Below are 16,604 nucleotides of genomic sequence, written 5' to 3' on the forward strand. Positions count from 1 at the left end.
TCTCACATCTCACAGCGCCCCTATGACGGGGGCTGTGAGGATGTGGGCCGGATCAGGTGAAAGACCTCTCGGGTGAGAGCCGTGGCCCGGCGTCGCCGCCGGTCGCTAACGGTCCAGCCGCACCGGGTCGCCCGGTGCGCTGCGGCGGACGAGCCACGCTTCGGTGATGTGGGTGAACATCGCCTCGGCCGCACCGCTCGGGTCGTGGGCGGCGATGCGCTCGTACACGCGGCGATGGCCGCGGTTGGACGCGACGCACATGGCGCGCTCCGGCCGGCCCATGTACCGCGCGGTGTTGACGACCTGGCTCTCCAGTGCGCGGACCACCCCACGGGCGATGCGGTTTCCCGACGCCTGCATGATGACGTCGTGGAAGGCGCGGTCGTGCTCCGCGTACGTGACGTGGTCGTCCACGAGTTCGTCCATCCGGTCCACCAGTGTGCGCAGCCGGTCAACGGCGTCCTGAGTGGCCAGCCGGGCGGCGACGTGCGCCATGTCGGACTCCAGCAGCCGCCGCGTGACCACGAGGTCGTCGAGGAGCTGCAGACTCTCGTCCTGGTCGATGCTCGCCGCCAGGACGTGCTCGTCGAGCATGTTCCACGTCGCGGGGGCGGTCACCATGGTGCCGGCACCCTGGCGGACCTGCACCAGGCCCTTCTCCTGAAGGATCTTCACGGCTTCCCGGATGACGGTCCGGCTCACCGCGAAGGCCTCGCAGAGAGCGGGCTCGGGCGGGAGCGGCGTCCCCGGCTGGTGCTCCCCGCGAACGATGCGCCCCACCAACTCGGCTGTGACCGCCTTCGCAAGGTTGGTCGGCCGTCGTGCCCAGGCGGGAGGCGCCGAACTGCTCTCAGCTGCTGGCTGCGTTGCCGTCATGGCTTCCTCCGTGGTCCCGCGACCACGCGGGCGACTCGAGGCGCCATCATACGCGACAGCCATTGACGTCATACGTCATACGAGTTACGTTTCCGAGTCATCGGCGGGCGGAGAGTCCCCGCAAGGCGACGGAGAGTGATCGGCATGAACCGGCGAGCACTGTGGGCGGCCGTCCTGGTCGCGGCGATGACGCTGCCCGGCTGCGGCAGCGCGGGATCCGGCTCCTCTCCCGACGCCGCGGACGACAAGCTCGTGGTCTGGGACTGGAAGTCCGGCGAGGAGTCGGCCGCCTCCTACATCAAGCAGGCGAAAGCCGACTTCGCCGAGAAGCACCCCGATGTGGAGGTGGAGTTCGTCGCCCAGCCGTTCGATCAGTACTACACGTTGCTGGGCACGGCCATTCAGTCCGGCAAGGGCCCCGACGTCATGCTCTTCAACGGCGGCGGTGAGATACGCGACCGTACGGACGCCCTCCTGCCCCTGGACGACTACGTGGCCAAGGACAGGAAACGGCTGGCGGGTTGGGAGGCCTTCACCGCGCAGGGCAAGGTCTATGCCGCGCCGGTGACGTTGCAGGGGCATCCGGTCTACTACAACAAGGCGCTCTACGACGACGCCGGTCTCGACCCCGAACGCCCGGCGACGACGTGGCAGGAGTTCCTCGACGACTGCAAGGCCATCGCCGAGAAGACCAAGGCCAGTTGTCTCTCCCTCGGAAACAAGGAGGGCATCGGCATCCAGTTCTTCCTCTCGGGGATGGGGCCGGGCGTCCTCACACCGCAGGAGTACGACGACTGGATCGCCGGGAACCGGGACTGGAACTCACCCCATGTGCGACAGATCTTCGAGCTCTGGAAGGAGGCCGAGGACGCGGGCCTGAACAACGACGGGGCCAACTCGACCGCGCTGTTCAACGACGCCTTCGCCCGCTTCCAGTCCGGCAAGGCAGCCCACATCGTGGGGCTGATGTCGGACGTGGGCCACTGGAAGGACTTCAGCGAGTTCCTGGACCCGGACGACATCGGCGTGATGCGGGCTCCGCTCGTCAACTCCGAAGCCGACCCCGCCCTTCCGTACGACGGCGGTATCGGCTACGGGGTCGCCGAGTGGACGAAGAAGCCGAAACTGGCCGCAGACCTGGTGCGCTCCCTGACGTCGAAAGACGCTCTCAAGGCGTTCTACGCCGACGCCGGCGCGGTCGCGTCCGACACCACCCTTGACGTGTCGGGCGGCGGCCAGGCCCTCACCACGATCGTGTCGGAGATCAAGACCGGCAAGCCCGCACTGCACGTCGCGCTGTCCTCGAAGACGCTGGATCTGATGGGGAGGCTGTCCCAGCAGATCCTGAGCGGATCGACCAGCGTCGACGACGCCTTGCAGAAGCTGGCCGACTCCGACCGGAAGGGCTGAACCCGTGCCGCTCCGGGGTTCGCCCTCGTCGGTCCGCCCGGCCGATACCGGGCGGACCGACGAGACAAAGGCCGGGCAGCGCACGGGCCGTACGGATCCCGGGGTGCATGCCCCGCGGCGCATCAGTGGGCAGCGTGCCGAACGCCTCGCGCCCTACGTCCTGTTGGCCCCGGCCATTGTGATCGTCGTAGCGTTCCGCCTGGTCCCGCTACTCATGGGCGTCAATTTCTCCTTCACCGGCGACGGCGAGCGCGACGGGGCCACGGTTGGCCTGGACAACTACGCGGAACTGTTCCGGGACCCGCTCTTTCGCACAGCCCTGCAGAACGTCGGACTGCTCGTGCTGCTGCTTCCGGTGGCGGTGGCGATTCCCGGCCTGCTCGCGACGTTCATCTATCTGCGCGTGCCCGGGCACCGGATCTACCGCAGCGTCTACTTCTTTCCGGCCGTGCTCTCTCCGGTGCTCGTCGGCGCGATCTTCAACCTGCTGCTGGCCTTCGACGGGCCGCTCAACGCGGCTCTCGGGAACACCGGCATCGACCCCGTCGACTGGCTCGGCGATCCGGACATCGCCATGTTCACGGTGGTCGGCGTTCACGTCTGGGCGACGTTCGGGATGGCCCTGGTGGTCTTCCTCGCCGGGTTCTCCACCCTGGACGCCACGCTCCTCGACGCAGCCCGGGTCGACGGCGCGTCGCTGCCCCAGGTCATCTGGCACGTGATCGTCCCGGGCCTGTCCCGCACCATTCAGTTCGTCTTCGTCACCACCATGATCGGGATGCTGACGTCCATGTTCGGGCTGCTCTACGTGATGACCAGCGGCGGCCCGGAGGGGTCCACCTATCTGCCCGAGTACTACATCTGGGTCCAGCAGGGGGAGATGAACCGGCCGGCGTTCGCCTCGGCCGCCTCGACGGTTCTCTTTCTCCTGATGCTCGTGGTGGGGCTCGCGCAGCTCGCGCTGCTCCGCCGCGCGGGGAAGGAGCACTGATGCGCCGCGTGCGCCTGCGTGTGTGGGTGGTCGCCGTCCCGATGGCCGCCCTGGCAGTGGCGACGATCTACCCTTTGGTGTTCACCGCCAACGTCGCGATGAAGACCCGGCACGACTACATCCTCGACCGGTTCTCCCTGACGAGTTCGCTGTCCTGGGACAACATCGCCACGGCATGGACGAGTGTGGGCCTCGGGCGGTACTTCGCCAACTCCGTCATCGTGGTGGCGTCCGCGGTCGCCCTCCTTCTGCTGATCGGCTCGATGGCCGGCTTCGCGCTGAGCCATCTGCGGTTCCGGGGCTCACGGGTCCTGTTCCTGTGCTTTCTCGCGGCGCTGTTCATCCCGTTCCAGGTGATCATGGTCCCGCTTGCGCGGGTCATGGCGGACAGCGGCCTCATGGACACCTATCCCGGGCTGATCCTCGCCTACGTCGCGCAGTTCCTCCCGTTCACGATCTTCCTGATGACGAGCTACTACTCCGGGATCCCGGGCGAGATCATGGACGCGGCCAGGATCGACGGGAACACGACGTACGGCGTCTACCGGCGGATCATGCTGCCGATCGGCCGCCCGGCTCTGCTGTCGGTCGGCATCCTCAACGCCCTGTTCTGCTGGAACGACGTGCTGATCTCCCTGCTGATGATGCCGTCCCCCGAACACCGCACCCTCATGGTCGGAGTCACGTCACTGCGCGGGCAGTACTCCGACGACATCCCCACCTTCGCCTCCGGGGTGCTGATCGCCGCACTGCCGGTCCTCGTGCTCTACCTCTTCTTCCAGCGCCAGATCGCCGACGGGATCACCGCCGGTGCCACGAAGGGCTGACATGCGGATAACCGGGTTTCGCACCCTCACGACCGTCCACGAATGGGGCCGGCCCATCGGTGACGCCAACGGCGTCTACGCCGACGGGGTCACTCCGGTGCCGATCATCCTGGTGGACACCGACGCGGGCATCACCGGCGTCGGACTGGGGCCTCACATAGAAGTGGACGCCGTCTTCTCCGCCATAGACGGCGAGGACCCGCGGTGCGTGACCGCGCTCTACGACCGCATGCTGCGGCACACCTTCAAGGCCGGCCACGCCGGAGCCCTCTTCGGGACCATCGGTGCCCTCGACACCGCCCTGTGGGACATCAAGGCGAAGGCGGCGGGCGAACCGCTGTGGCGTCTTCTGGGGGGAGGGGACCGGAGGGTCCCCGCCTACGCATCGGCCCTGGACATCGCCCTGAGCGACGACGAACTGGCTCGCGTCTACCAGACCTACGCCGAGCACGGCCTGCGGGCGGCCAAGCTCAAGGGCGGCCTGGACGTCGAGCGGGACCGCGACCGGCTGGCCCTCGTACGGGAGGTCCTGACCCAGGCCGGACGGGGGGCGCGGCCGGCCCTGATGCTTGACGCGAACGAGACCTGGACCCGCAAGCAGGCGGTCCGTCACGTCGGGGAACTGGAACGCACGCTCGACCTCACCTGGGTCGAGGAACCCGTCCGGCGCTGGGACGCCGAAGGAATGGCTGCCGTCGGACGGGCAATCCGGGCTTCGGTCGCCAGCGGGGAGAACCTCAGCGGCCTTGAGCAGTACCGGCCGCTGCTGGCCCAGGGCGCGGTCGACATCGTCCAGACGGCGGCGGTCTGGGGCGTGACCCACTTTCTTCGGGTTGCCGCCCTGGCGCACGCCCACGATCTGCCCGTCAGCCCGATCGGCGACACTCCCGTGGCGCTCCTGCACGCCGCGACGTCCGTGCCCAACCTCATCGCCGCCGAGCTGCAGAACCTCCAGCCGCCCCTCGGCCTCTCCCTCGACCTGCACGTCGAGGGCGGTGCCTTCGTCCTCGGCCACTCGCCGGGCCTGGGCATCGAGGTCGACGAGGCAGCGATAACGGCGTCAGGGCGACAGCACACCGTCGCACCCGAAGGTCCCGGCATCCGGCCCGATCACGCAGGACGACGACTGCTCGCAGCGGCCGGTCGCCACGCCGGCACGCAGCAGCACCACCCCGGTCCTCCCCGGTTCCTCGTACCGCATCCCGTCAACGAAGTGCCGCACACCGCTGGGCCCTGACCGGCCCGGACCACCCCGACCGCGAAGAAGGGACACAGCCATGCCCTCGCTCCTCGCACGGCACACAAGAACGTCCGTCGTGGCGACCGCCGCGATCCTGACCGCCGGACTGCTCGCCGCCCTGCCCTCCGACGCACACGCCGCTCCAAAGGGGTACAGACTCGTCGTCGCTCCCACCGGCGCTCCGCGCGCCAGCGACCACGGGCCAGGCACTCTCAGCCGGCCGTTGAAGACCCTGGCGGAGGCGCAGCGCCGGGCCCGGGTCCTCGCTGCCCGAGGCGACGGCGACGTCACCGTGAACCTCCTGGGCGGAACCCACCGGCTCACCTCGCCGCTGCGCTTCGGCGCAGCCGACTCCGGCCGCGACGGGCACACGGTGACCTGGAAGGCCGTGCCCGGAGCGAAGCCGGTGGTGAGCGGCGCCGACCCGGTCACGGGCTGGGAGCTGGACGACCCGGAGAAGGGCATCTACAAGGCGGACGTCGGCACCGGCTTCGACACCCGGCAGCTCTACGTCGACGGCGTACCGGCACAGCGGGCGCGCCTCGAGCTGAACCGGTCCGACATCTCCCTCACCCCGACCGGCTTCACCCTCAACAACCCGGATCTGGACCACCTGGCCGCGCTGCCCGACCAGAAGCGCATCGAACTCCAGGCGAAGCTGTCCTTCACCAACCGCTTCGCGCCCGTCGAGAGCATCTCCGGCTCCACCGTCACGATGCAGCAGCCCGCCTGGGACAACAACACGTACGGATACGACACCATCCAGTCCCCGTTCAGGACACCGCAGTTCTGGCTGCTGAACTCCAAGAGCTTCCTCGACCGGCCCGGCGAGTGGTACCTGGACAAGACGGCCGGCACGCTCTACTACAAGCCGCTCGAGGGACAGGACATTCACCGCGCACGGGTCGAGCTGCCACGCATGGAAACGCTGCTCGAGGTCGGCGGCACCTACGACGAGCCGGCCCACGACCTGCGATTCCAGGGACTGACCTTCACCGGCACCACGTGGCTGCACCCCAGCTCGAGCAACGGATACGCCAACCAGCAGACGGGCACGTTCATCACCGGCGTCCAGCCCGAGCGGCCCGCGGACGCCTTCACGTCGTGCGAGGTCGGCTGCAAGGGATTCGAAGGGGCCCGTAACGGCTGGGCACAGGCGCCCGCGGCCGTGCAGGTCTCGGCGGCGCACGGCATCTCCTTCGCCGGCAACCGCTTCGTGAACCTCGGCTCCGTCGGGCTCGGCATCGGCAACGACGCCAACGCCCATGCCACCGGCGTCGGACTGGGCGCACAGAACATCTCCGTCACCGGCAACACATTCACCGCGAGCGCCGGCGGCGGCATCGTGGTCGGCGGAGTCCGTCCCGACGCGCACCATCCGTCCGACGAGCGCATGACCAACAGCGACATCCTGCTCGGCAACAACCGCATCTTCTCCACGGCGCTGGAGTACCTCGACCAGGACGGCATCTTCGCCAGCTACGCCACCCGGCTGACCATCGAGCACAACGACGTCGCCGACATGCCGTACACCGGCATCGGGGTCGGATTCGGGTGGGGCGCCAACGACAAGGGCGGCAGCCCCGAGTACATCAACCGCGGCCTGTACGACTTCCAGCCGATCTATGACACGCCCACGACCCAGAAGGACCTGCGCGTGGTGGGTAACCACGTGAGCGATGTCGTGCACACGCTCTTCGACGCGGGCTGCATCTACACGCTCTCCGCCAACCCGGGCGGCGTCATCGAGGGGAACTTCTGCGAGAAGAGCGGGCAGCTCGGCCTGTACTTCGACGAGGGCTCCCGCTACCTCACCGCGAAGCGCAATGTCTTCCTCAACACCGCCGCCCAGTGGGCGCACGCCAACAACCAGAACAACAACCTGACCGGCGATCAGACCCTGACCGGGAACTACGCGACCAATCCCGGCATCACCGGCCTCGTCGACGGCCAACGCGGCAATGTCGTACAGGACAACACCATCTTCACCAGCGACAACATCCCCGCGCAGGCCAGAGAGATCATGTCCAACGCCGGCGCGGCAGACCGCCGCTATGGGTGATACCAGGTATCGCACGTCCCGGCGGTACAGGGTCCTCAGTCCGCCGACGACGTGCCCAAGCCCGTCAGTGCGCCGACCGGGTCCAGGTCGGGGGTGCCGCGGGGCCACCAGTCGTCGTGGCCGGGTTCCGATTCGTACGGGTACCAGATGCCGTCTCGGCCCAGGCGGAGCTGGACGTGGCCGCGGGGGTGGGTGAGGCGGTTGCGCCAGGGGCGGAAGGCGGGGAGGTCGGCGGCGAGGAGGAGGGGGCGTGCCCGGTCGAAGCGGCCGGCAGGTGGGTCCCAGGGTTCTTCGAGGACGGCGAGGCCCTCAAGGCCGCCCTGGCGCCAGGCGGCGACCGCGCGGGCCAGCTCGGCAGGGGTGCGGCCGGCGGCGGAGGCGAGCGAGGAGTACAGGGCACGGGTACCGGCGGTGAGTCCGGAACCCGGGCGGGCCGCGGCGAGCCGCACCGCGTCCTGCCACAGCGTCAGTTCGGCGACCGGGTCACGGCCGGTGGCGAGCAGCGTGTGGGCGCGGAGGGCCGCGTCGGTCGCCAGCTGGTCCAGCGCGAAGGGGTCCGGGCCGCCCGGCGCGGCCGGGTAGACGGGGGGTTGCCCGGGGTGCGGGAGTGCGGGCGGCGGAGCCGGGAGGGGCGGGAGTTGACGCGGCGCGAGCGCGTCAGTGGCCCGTACCCCTGGGAGCGGTGCCGGTTCCCGCTCCTGTGCGGCGCGGGCCGCGCGGGCGGCGTTGCGACGGGAGAGGGCATCGAGGAGTTCCCGCTCTCCGCGACCGCGCAGCAGAAGCAGGACGAAGGGGTCGGCGTCCAGCAGTCGTGCCGTCTGGTAGCAGAGCGCGGCGGCGTGCTTGCAGGGGTGGCCGCGGTCGGGGCAACTGCACTGCGGGGCAAGGTCACCGGGGCCGGGAAGCAACGGGACTCCGCAATCCGCCAGGGACTGCGGCAACTCCTTGTCCAACAGCGCGGCGATATGCCCGGGCCGCTCAGCGGCGGTGTCCAGGAACCGCTCCCAGTCGGCGTCCTCCAACGTGCGCAACCGCAGCTGCACGCGGTAGGGCCGGGGTCGGCTGCCCTGCACGTACGCGAGAACGAGACCGGGTGTGACGGTGATGGCCTCCACATTCCCCTGCTGGGCATATCCACGTCCCCGAGCCAACCGCTTGGCATCCAGCGCCCCTTCTTCCAGCGCCGCGACCCATGCGTTGCCCCACCAGGTCGCCGCGAATCCGCCACCTTCCGAGGGGAGCGGTCCGAACGCGGGGAAGGTGCGGCGCAGCTCGGTGAGGGAGGTCCCGGCGCGCAGGTAGGTTCCCGCGCTAGAGCGAGGTCGGGAGTGGGTGGTGGGTACCCGAGCGTCGGGGCGGGCGAGGGCGTTCGGCGAGCCTGGGTGGCGGGGGGACGTGGGGGTCTCGGCAGGCTCTTCCTCAGGCAGCTCGTCCGCGGCCGGCATCCGGAAGGAGTCGGCGACGAGGTCCGACAGGGCACGAGCTCTGCTCTGGGCGGCGCGGGCGTGCCCGCGACGCTCCTCCACCGACTCGGTCCGAGCCAGGGAACTCGGCCTGGGCGAAGGCTCAACTGCCCCGTCCGCCCCCTCTTCCCGCCCTTCACCACGAGCGGCACGCAACGCCTGGCGTGCGACATCCGCGGGACGCGCCACCCGAGCATCGCCTGAGCCCTCCGGAGCCGTACGAGCGTGCGTCGCCGCCCCGCGCCCCCGTCCCTGCCCGCTCACGGCCCGGTCGCGGGCAACACCCTCGGCCCCCTCATCGCGAACCCGGTTCCCCTCCTCGGCGGAGGTCTCCCCGCCGCCGGCACCGGCCGACGCACCGGCGGCCGAGGCACCCCCAGCCTTGTCCGCGGCCGCAGCACGCCTGCCGCTGACGGCGTCGCGCAACGCCGCCCGGGCCACGTCACTCGGCCGGGGCGCTCCTCCTGAGGTGCCCCCAGCGGTCCGCCCTACGTCGTCGCCCGCAGCCTCGCCGCCCCCGGCCCGCGCCGCCCCACCCGCAGCCCCGCCATCCCCAGCCCACGCCCCGCCAGTCGCCAGCCGACCGGTGGTCACCGCCTCCTCCGGAGCCGTCACGTCCGCGCCGCGCTCCGCCTCCGCCCCCGACCGCTGCTCACCGGCACCAGCCTCAGGTCGGCCGGCGCGTTCCCGGGCCGCTCTGAGGGCTCGGCGGGCCTCGTCGGCGGGGTGGGGGGTCATGGCTCTCTCCGTAGCGAGACGAGGTCGGAGAGGTCGCGGTCCGTCAGTTCTGTGAGGGCGGACTCGCCGGAGCCGAGGATCGCGTCGGCGAGGGCGCGCTTGGATTCGAGCATCTCGGCGATGCGGTCCTCGACGGTGCCCTCGGTGATGAGGCGGTGGACCTGGACCGGCTGGGTCTGGCCGATGCGATAGGCGCGGTCGGTGGCCTGTTCCTCGACGGCCGGGTTCCACCAGCGGTCGAAGTGGACGACATGGCCCGCGCGGGTGAGGTTCAAACCCGTGCCGGCCGCCTTCAACGACAGCACCAGGACCGGAGTCGCGCCGCTCTGGAAGCGGTCCACCATCCGCTCCCGCTCGGGCACGGGTGTGCCACCGTGCAGCAGGTCCACGGGGACCGCCCGGGTGGCCAGGTGAGAGGTGATCAGGCGGGCCATCCCGACGTACTGCGTGAAGACCAGCGCCGAGCCGTCCTCCGCCAGCATGGTGTCCAACAGCTCGTCCAGCAGGGCCAGTTTGCCGGAGCGGGCGGCGTGGCCGTCCCCCCGGATCTCCTCCTTGAGGTACAGCGCGGGGTGGTTGCAGATCTGCTTCAGCGAGGTCAGCAGCTTCAGGACCAGTCCACGGCGGGCGATCCCCTGCGCGGTCTCGATGGCCAGCATCGACTCGCGCACCACCGCCTCGTAGAGCGAGGCCTGTTCCCGGGTGAGCGGAACGGGGTGGTCCGTCTCCGTCTTGGGCGGCAGCTCCGGAACGATGCCGGGGTCGGACTTCTTGCGGCGCAGCAGGAAGGGGCGGACCAGGCGGGCCAGCCGCTCCACCGCCTCCTCGTCCTCGCCGTTCTCCACTGCGCGCGCGTGCCGGGACCGGAAGGACTTCAGCGGGCCGAGCAGTCCCGGTGTCGTCCAGTCCAGCAGCGCCCACAGCTCGGAGAGGTTGTTTTCCACCGGCGTGCCGGTCAGGGCCACGCGCGCGGGTGTCGGGATCGTGCGCAGCGCCTTCGCGGTCGCCGAGTACGGGTTCTTGACGTGCTGGGCCTCGTCCGCGACGACCATGCCCCACGCCTGCTGGGCCAGTGTCGGCGCCGCCGAGCGCATCGTGCCGTACGTGGTGAGGACGAAGCCGCCGTCCAGGTCGTCCAGGGTGCGGTCGGGGCCGTGGAAGCGGCGGACGGGGACGCCGGGCGCGAAACGGGTGATCTCCCGCTGCCAGTTGCCCAGCAGGGAGGCCGGGCAGATCACCAGGGTGGGCTCGCTGCGAGCCCGCTTCAGGTGCAGCGCGATGAGCGTGATCGTCTTGCCGAGGCCCATGTCGTCGGCAAGGCAGCCGCCGAGGCCGAGCGAGGTCATGAGGTCGAGCCAGGCCAGGCCCCGGAGTTGGTAGTCCCGCAGCCGGGCGCGCAGCCCCGGCGGCGGCTCGACGGGCCGCACCCCCGCCGTCAGCCGGTCGCGCAGGGCGGCCAGCGCGCCGGTCGGCACCGCGTCCACGGTCTCGCCGTCGACCTCCGCGCTGCCGGTCAGCGCGACGGACAGCGCGTCCACCGGGTCGAGCAGCCCCAGTTCACGCTTGCGGGCCTTGCGGACGAGCGCCGGATCGACGAGGACCCACTGGTCCCTGAGGCGTACGACGGGTCGGTGCGCCTCGGCCAGCGCGTCCATCTCGGCCTCGGTGAGCGGGTCGCCGCCGAGCGCCAACTGCCAGCGGAACTGGAGGAGTTCCTCGCTCTCGAAGAAACCGGTGCCGTCGGTCGCCGAGCCCGGCGCGGGCCGTACGACCGCTGCCGCGGTGAGGTCCTGCGCCAGGTCCCGCGGCCAGTGCACGGCGACCCCGGCCGCGGCGAGCCGGGTGGCCGCGGCACCGAGCAGTTCGCCCAGCTCCCCCTCGGTCAGGGCCAGTACGTCGGGCACGTCCTGTTCGGTGAGCCGGTCCAGCGGCGGCCAGACGCGGGCCGCGCGGCGCACGGCGAGGGCGGCGTCCACGTGCGCGCGGGGACCGAACGCCGCGTCCGCCTCACCCGCCCACAGGGCCGCCGCGTCGACGACGAGCGTGGGGTCGGCGAGGCTGTGCACCTGGACGATCGCCGCACCGGCGCTGCGGATCCACTCGCCCCCGTCGAACAGGTCGTACGCCGCCAGGTCCAGCCGGAGCGAGATCCGCACGCCCGCGTCCATGCCGGCGGCGACCTCCGCGGCCCAGTCGTGGGCATCCGGCAGATGCTGCGGACGGGTATCCGCGAAGGGCCTGCCGGAGACGAACGGCGCGGCGGGGGTGCGGGGCAGGGTGTCCGCGACCGCGTCGAGGAAGGCGCGCATCAGCGCTTCCGGTTCGGGCAGCCGAAGCGGTCCGGGACCGGGCAGGGGCACCGCATGCCCCTCGGGCGGAAGCGCCGCCGCGACCGCGCGCAGGTGCGCGATGTCGTCCGGTTCGAGGGGTCCGGCCCGCCAGGCGTCGTGCCCGGACGGGGTCAGTCCGGGCAGCAGGCGTCCACGGGCCGCGAGCCGCAGCGCGTACAGAGCGGCGGCGCCCCAGCAGGCGGTGGCCGGGTGTGCGGCGGGGTCGCGCCGCGCCCGCACCAGCAGCGGCAGTGCCTCGCCGACCGGCAGTGACAGCGCGGGGGCGGGCCTGCGCCGCACTCCGGTGCCATGACGTCGTACGACTGTCAGCTCCGTACGACCGATGCCGTCGCCGCTCGAGGAGTCGCCGCCGGTGTCGCCCTCGGGATCCCAGAAGGCGATCCGGCCCTCGCGCGGGACGGGTGCGGGCAGGAAGACGGCCGCGAGGCGCAGGGGTACGGACTCCCCCGCCCGGTCGGCCACCGCGGTCGCCTCGGTCATACGTCCTGTCACCTCCCGCCCGTGTGTCGGATCAGACGTCTTCGACTCTACGGGCGGGGTCTGACAATCGGCCCCGGTCACCGGCCCGGGCGGGCGCGGAGCCTCAGGGGATGACGCGCGAGACGACGTAGATGAACGGGTTGTTCGGATCGCCCAGGCTCACCATGACCTGCTGCGTGGGCCGCGGGTCCCGCTGCTCGTGGACCAGGCCGTACCAGGGGCCGGGGCTCGAGAAGTTCCAGCCGGTGACCTTCTGGTCGCGCTTGCCGATGGTGATCTTGTCCCGCTTCAGCTCGGACCGGCTGGTGCCCAGGTCCTTGAGGAAGACGTCCAGGTTCGCGTTGGGGGTCTGGAACTGGACGTAGAGCCGGCTGGTCTTCCAGTTGTTCGTCTCGTAGTAGGCGACCTTGCCCGACGGGTGGGGCATCGGCACCTGGTAGAGGCGGCGCTGGACCTTCGACGGCCAGACGGGGGTGAGGCCCCGCGCCGAGTACTTCTCCTCCTTGTCGCGGCCGCTGTCCCGGCTCTGCGCGGCGGAGATCACCAGATAGCCGGCCGGTACGCCGATGAGCAGCACGATGATGAGCAGGGTGAGCGCCCGGCGGCGGATCACCCGGCCGCGGGCCTCGCTCTGCCCGGGCTGCTCGTCCGCGGGCGGGGCCTGATGGGGCAGTTGGGCCGTCACAGCGCCTCCCGGGCTTCACGGCGGGCCTCGGCGTACCGCTCGTAGCGCTCGTACCGCTCGACGCGGCGGCGTTTGGCGCGGCGGAAGCGGCGGGCGACCAGGCGGGCGAGGTCGGCGGCGCCGACCATGCCCGCCTCGGGGCCCAGCTGCGCGCGGGCGATGCGGGCTTCTGGCCGGTAGCCGCGGCCGGTGAGCTGTCGCTTGAAGGCGTCCCGCGCGGGGCCGATCAGCAGGTCGTCGGCCGCGGACACGCCGCCGCCGATCACGAAGCAGGAGGGGTCGAGCGCCGCCGCGAGATTGGCGATGCCGACGCCGAGCCACTGGCCGATGTCCTGGAGCAGCTCGATGCACATGGCGTCGCCCTCGCGGGCCAGCTCGGTGATCATCGGGCCGGTGATGTCGGCGATGTTGCCCTTGACGTGCTCGATGATCCCGTAGGCCACCGGGGAGTCGGCCGCCGCCAGCTCACGTGCCTCTCTGACCAGCGCGTTTCCGGAGCTGTACTGCTCCCAGCAGCCGCGGTTGCCGCAGGGGCAGCGGTGGCCGCCGGGGACGACCTGCATATGGCCGAACTCGCCGGCGACGCCGTACTTGCCGCGCTTGACCTGCCCGTCCTCCAGGATCGCGCCGCCGATGCCGGTGCCGAGCGTGATCATGACGAGGTGGTCCTCGCCGCGGCCGGCGCCGAAGCGCCACTCCGCCCAGGCGGCGGTGTTGGCGTCGTTGTCCACCAGGACCGGGACCGCGAGGCGGCCGGCGATACGGTCGCGCAGCGGTTCGTTGCGCCAGGACAGGTGCGGCGCGAACAGCACGCGGTTGCGGTCGGCGTCGACCCAGCCGGCCGCGCCGATGCCGACGGCGTGCACGTCGTGCCGGTCGGACAGGTCCAGGACCAGCTCGACGATGGTGTCCTCGACGACCTTCGGGCTCTTGGACTTGTCCGGGGTCTCCGTGCGGAGCTTCTCCAGGATGTTGCCGTCGGCGTCCACGACGCCCGCCATCACCTTGGTGCCGCCGATGTCGATGCCGACGGTTGGCACGCGGGGGGCGGTGAGGTGGGAGCGGCGTTCCCTCGTACCGACTGTGCGGAGCGTGGGTGCGCGGCGGGAACCGATGGGGGCGCCTGGCACACCGACGTTGCTCAGTGCTCTGGGGAACGGTAGGTCGCGGTAGTTGCTCATCACCGCCGATTCTGCCTCACGGTGACCACAGGTGCGGTACGGGGATGCAAAGGGGGCGATCGGTGCGATGCCGGGTGCGGGTCCGCTGTGGCTTGTCGCGCCCACGCGGCGGAGCCGCATATCGACACAGCCCCGCGCCCCTATCGGGGCGCGTTAGGCGGCCCCTTTGTCCTGACATTGAGACGAATATAGAGCTCGCGGACGGATTCCGATTACGGCTTCTACGGTCGTACGAGGAGCTGGAACTCGAAGGAGTAGCGCGTCGGGCGGTAGGTGTGGGTGCCGAACTCGACCGCGCGGCCGGTGTCGTCGAAGGTGGTGCGCTGCATGGTGAGCAGCGGGGCGCCCTCGGGCTCGCCGAGCCGTTCGGCCTCGGCGGCGCCGGCGGCGCGGGCGCCGATCGACTGACGGGCGCTGTGCAGGGTGATCCCGGCGGCCCGCATCAGCCGGTACAGGCCGGTGGCCTCCAGTTGTGCGGTGTCCAGGTCGAGCAGCCCGGGGGGCAGGAAGTTGCAGAGGTACGCCATCGGCTCGCCGTGCGCCAGCCGCAGCCGTTCCACGCGGTGGACCTCGCTGTCCTCGCCGACGCCGAGGGCCGCCGCGACCTCGGCGGACGCGGGGACGACCGTGTTGACGAGGACCCGGGTCGCGGGACGCTGACCGGCCGCCTCCAGGTCGTCGTAGAGGCTGCTGAGCTCCAGCGGGCGCTTGACCTGGCTGTGCACGACCTGGGTGCCGACGCCCCGGCGGCGGACCAGCAGGCCCTTGTCGACCAGGGACTGGATGGCCTGGCGGACGGTGGGCCGGGACAGTCCGAGACGTGCGGCGAGCTCGATCTCATTGCCCAGCAGGCTGCCGGGGGTGAGCGTTCCGTGCTCGATCGCCGCTTCGAGCTGCTGGGACAGCTGGAAGTACAACGGCACCGGACTGCTTCGGTCCACACTGAGGTCGAGCTGCACGGTCGGGTCCACTTCTGGTTTCGGCACGGGCCGAGCGTAGCTCCGTGGGCGGTTGACGGGAAGTTGTGTAGTTCGATTGTCCGGACATACGCATTGACAGGGTACGGGCCGGGGCCGCAGTTTTGTTTTCATGCGCATCGGGGTCATCGGTACGGGGCGAATCGGCACCATTCACGCGAACACGCTCAGTCGCCATCGGGAAGTCGGGTCCCTCATCCTCACGGATGCGAACCGGGAGAGGGCACAGGAACTGGCACAGCGGCTGGGGGAGACGGCCGCGCCGGGGGTGGACGAGATCTTCCGGTGGGGCGTGGACGCCGTGGTGATCACGACGGCGACATCGGCCCACGCCGAACTGATCGGCCGGGCGGCACGCTCGGGGCTGCCGGTGTTCTGCGAGAAGCCGATCGCCCTCGACGTGCCGGGCACCCTGCAGGCGATCACCGAGGTCGAGACCGCGGGGACGGTTCTCCAGATGGGGTTCCAGCGCCGCTTCGACGCCGGCTACGCGGGGGCCCGGGAGGCGGTGCGCTCCGGACGGCTGGGGCGGCTGCACACCGTGCGGGCGCTGACGTCGGACCAGGCGCCGCCGCCGGCCGCCTATCTGCCGCTGTCCGGCGGGCTGTACCGGGACACGCTGATCCACGACTTCGACGTGCTGCGCTGGGTGACGGGGCACGAGGTCGTCGACGTCTACGCGGCCGGGTCCGACGCCGGTCCCGCGATGTTCCGGCAGGCCGGTGACATCGACACGGCCGCGGCCGTCCTGACCCTCGACGACGGCACGCTCGCCACGGCCACGGCGACGCGGCTGAACGGGGCGGGGTACGACGTCCGCATGGAGCTCGCCGGGGAGCTGGACCAGGTCGTGGTCGGCCTGGACGACCGTACGCCCATCGCGTCCACCGAGCCGCACGGGCCACCGGCCGCGGACAAGCCGTGGACCGGCTTCCTGGAACGCTTCGGGCCCGCCTACGAGGCCGAACTGGCCGCGTTCATCGAGGTGGTACGGGGCGAGCGCGCCAACCCCTGCGACGGCCGCGAGGCCCTGCAGTCGCTCCGGATCGCCGAGGCCTGCGACGTTTCCCGCCGCGAGCGAAGACCGGTACGCCTCGCGGAGATCCCGGGTGGCTCCGCGTCCACGACGGTGTAATCGGACCCTGACGGGGCGCACGCCAGCGGGGGGACGGACGACAGCGGGATGGCGGCAGCGCCGCGCCGCATCAGCGGTCCGCAGCATCTACGGCCTTCAGAGCAGCGTCGTCCACGACTTGCGGTGCGCGGTCAGCGACGGCTTGCAGGGCACGGTCAGCCCCAGCTCTCAGCGCACCGCCAGCCCCA

12 protein-coding genes are annotated in these 16,604 nt (G+C 71.1%); 6 read left to right on the forward strand and 6 right to left on the reverse strand.

All coding sequences use genetic code 11. The features are described 5' to 3' along the window. Positions 1 to 105 precede the first annotated feature (105 nt). Positions 106 to 876, reverse strand: a complete 771-nt coding sequence (locus AB0I98_RS00855) for a FadR/GntR family transcriptional regulator (protein ID WP_362933226.1) — start codon at positions 874 to 876, stop codon at positions 106 to 108. Positions 877 to 1,020: 144 nt separating this feature from the next. On the opposite strand from AB0I98_RS00855, the gene AB0I98_RS00860 reads away from it, so the two are divergent. Genes AB0I98_RS00860 through AB0I98_RS00880 form a run of 5 tightly spaced genes read left to right on the forward strand, consistent with a single transcriptional unit; the run spans position 1,021 to position 7,406 of the window. Continuing rightward, entirely contained in the window at positions 1,021 to 2,286 is a 1,266-nt protein-coding gene (locus tag AB0I98_RS00860) for an extracellular solute-binding protein (protein WP_362933230.1), read from the forward strand. A gap of 4 nt (positions 2,287 to 2,290) precedes the next feature. Further along, the gene (locus AB0I98_RS00865) at positions 2,291 to 3,277 is read left to right on the forward strand and encodes a sugar ABC transporter permease (RefSeq protein WP_362933233.1); all 987 of its coding nucleotides are present in this window, start codon (positions 2,291 to 2,293) and stop codon (positions 3,275 to 3,277) included. Further along, positions 3,277 to 4,104: a carbohydrate ABC transporter permease gene (locus tag AB0I98_RS00870; RefSeq protein ID WP_362933236.1), complete on the forward strand. Its 828-nt coding sequence runs from the start codon at positions 3,277 to 3,279 to the stop codon at positions 4,102 to 4,104. Before AB0I98_RS00865 ends, AB0I98_RS00870 begins: the two co-directional genes overlap by 1 nt. Before the next feature lies 1 nt (position 4,105). Further along, positions 4,106 to 5,341 (forward strand): mandelate racemase/muconate lactonizing enzyme family protein, encoded by a 1,236-nt coding sequence (locus tag AB0I98_RS00875; RefSeq protein WP_362933239.1) that lies wholly within the window; start codon positions 4,106 to 4,108, stop codon positions 5,339 to 5,341. Between the two features lie 40 nt (positions 5,342 to 5,381). Next, entirely contained in the window at positions 5,382 to 7,406 is a 2,025-nt protein-coding gene (locus AB0I98_RS00880) for a right-handed parallel beta-helix repeat-containing protein (protein WP_362933242.1), read from the forward strand. A gap of 35 nt (positions 7,407 to 7,441) precedes the next feature. Here AB0I98_RS00880 and AB0I98_RS00885 read toward each other — a convergent pair whose 3' ends face one another. From AB0I98_RS00885 to AB0I98_RS00905, 5 genes are all read right to left on the reverse strand, one after another. Beyond that, positions 7,442 to 9,607, reverse strand: coding sequence for an SWIM zinc finger family protein (locus tag AB0I98_RS00885; protein ID WP_362933246.1), 2,166 nt, complete (start codon positions 9,605 to 9,607; stop codon positions 7,442 to 7,444). Continuing rightward, positions 9,604 to 12,438: a DEAD/DEAH box helicase gene (locus tag AB0I98_RS00890; protein WP_362933249.1), complete on the reverse strand. Its 2,835-nt coding sequence runs from the start codon at positions 12,436 to 12,438 to the stop codon at positions 9,604 to 9,606. The genes AB0I98_RS00885 and AB0I98_RS00890 overlap by 4 nt, the downstream gene beginning before the upstream one ends. A 103-nt stretch (positions 12,439 to 12,541) precedes the next feature. Further along, the gene (locus AB0I98_RS00895) at positions 12,542 to 13,123 is read right to left on the reverse strand and encodes a sugar kinase (RefSeq protein ID WP_362933252.1); all 582 of its coding nucleotides are present in this window, start codon (positions 13,121 to 13,123) and stop codon (positions 12,542 to 12,544) included. Continuing rightward, entirely contained in the window at positions 13,120 to 14,304 is a 1,185-nt protein-coding gene (locus AB0I98_RS00900; protein ID WP_210571822.1) for an ROK family glucokinase, read from the reverse strand. The genes AB0I98_RS00895 and AB0I98_RS00900 overlap by 4 nt, the downstream gene beginning before the upstream one ends. A gap of 221 nt (positions 14,305 to 14,525) precedes the next feature. Next, positions 14,526 to 15,263, reverse strand: a complete 738-nt coding sequence (locus tag AB0I98_RS00905) for a GntR family transcriptional regulator (RefSeq protein ID WP_301987660.1) — start codon at positions 15,261 to 15,263, stop codon at positions 14,526 to 14,528. A 130-nt stretch (positions 15,264 to 15,393) separates the two neighbouring features. Here AB0I98_RS00905 and AB0I98_RS00910 point away from each other — a divergent pair, with 130 nt between their 5' ends. Beyond that, positions 15,394 to 16,416 (forward strand): Gfo/Idh/MocA family oxidoreductase, encoded by a 1,023-nt coding sequence (locus tag AB0I98_RS00910; RefSeq protein ID WP_362933255.1) that lies wholly within the window; start codon positions 15,394 to 15,396, stop codon positions 16,414 to 16,416. Positions 16,417 to 16,604 lie beyond the last annotated feature (188 nt).

Source organism: Streptomyces sp. NPDC050211, from assembly GCF_040656035.1.
In the GTDB taxonomy this organism is placed as follows: domain Bacteria; phylum Actinomycetota; class Actinomycetes; order Streptomycetales; family Streptomycetaceae; genus Streptomyces.

What these genes read in the sequence shown, in the direction of transcription:
- AB0I98_RS00860 (WP_362933230.1), top strand. Translation starts at nt 1,021, where the DNA reads ATGAACCGGCGAGCACTGTGGGCGGCCGTCCTGGTCGCGGCGATGACG.
- AB0I98_RS00890 (WP_362933249.1), bottom strand. Translation starts at nt 12,438, where the DNA reads ATGACCGAGGCGACCGCGGTGGCCGACCGGGCGGGGGAGTCCGTACCC.
- AB0I98_RS00885 (WP_362933246.1), bottom strand. Translation starts at nt 9,607, where the DNA reads ATGACCCCCCACCCCGCCGACGAGGCCCGCCGAGCCCTCAGAGCGGCC.
- AB0I98_RS00880 (WP_362933242.1), top strand. Translation starts at nt 5,382, where the DNA reads ATGCCCTCGCTCCTCGCACGGCACACAAGAACGTCCGTCGTGGCGACC.
- AB0I98_RS00870 (WP_362933236.1), top strand. Translation starts at nt 3,277, where the DNA reads ATGCGCCGCGTGCGCCTGCGTGTGTGGGTGGTCGCCGTCCCGATGGCC.
- AB0I98_RS00900 (WP_210571822.1), bottom strand. Translation starts at nt 14,304, where the DNA reads ATGAGCAACTACCGCGACCTACCGTTCCCCAGAGCACTGAGCAACGTC.
- AB0I98_RS00875 (WP_362933239.1), top strand. Translation starts at nt 4,106, where the DNA reads ATGCGGATAACCGGGTTTCGCACCCTCACGACCGTCCACGAATGGGGC.
- AB0I98_RS00855 (WP_362933226.1), bottom strand. Translation starts at nt 876, where the DNA reads ATGACGGCAACGCAGCCAGCAGCTGAGAGCAGTTCGGCGCCTCCCGCC.
- AB0I98_RS00910 (WP_362933255.1), top strand. Translation starts at nt 15,394, where the DNA reads ATGCGCATCGGGGTCATCGGTACGGGGCGAATCGGCACCATTCACGCG.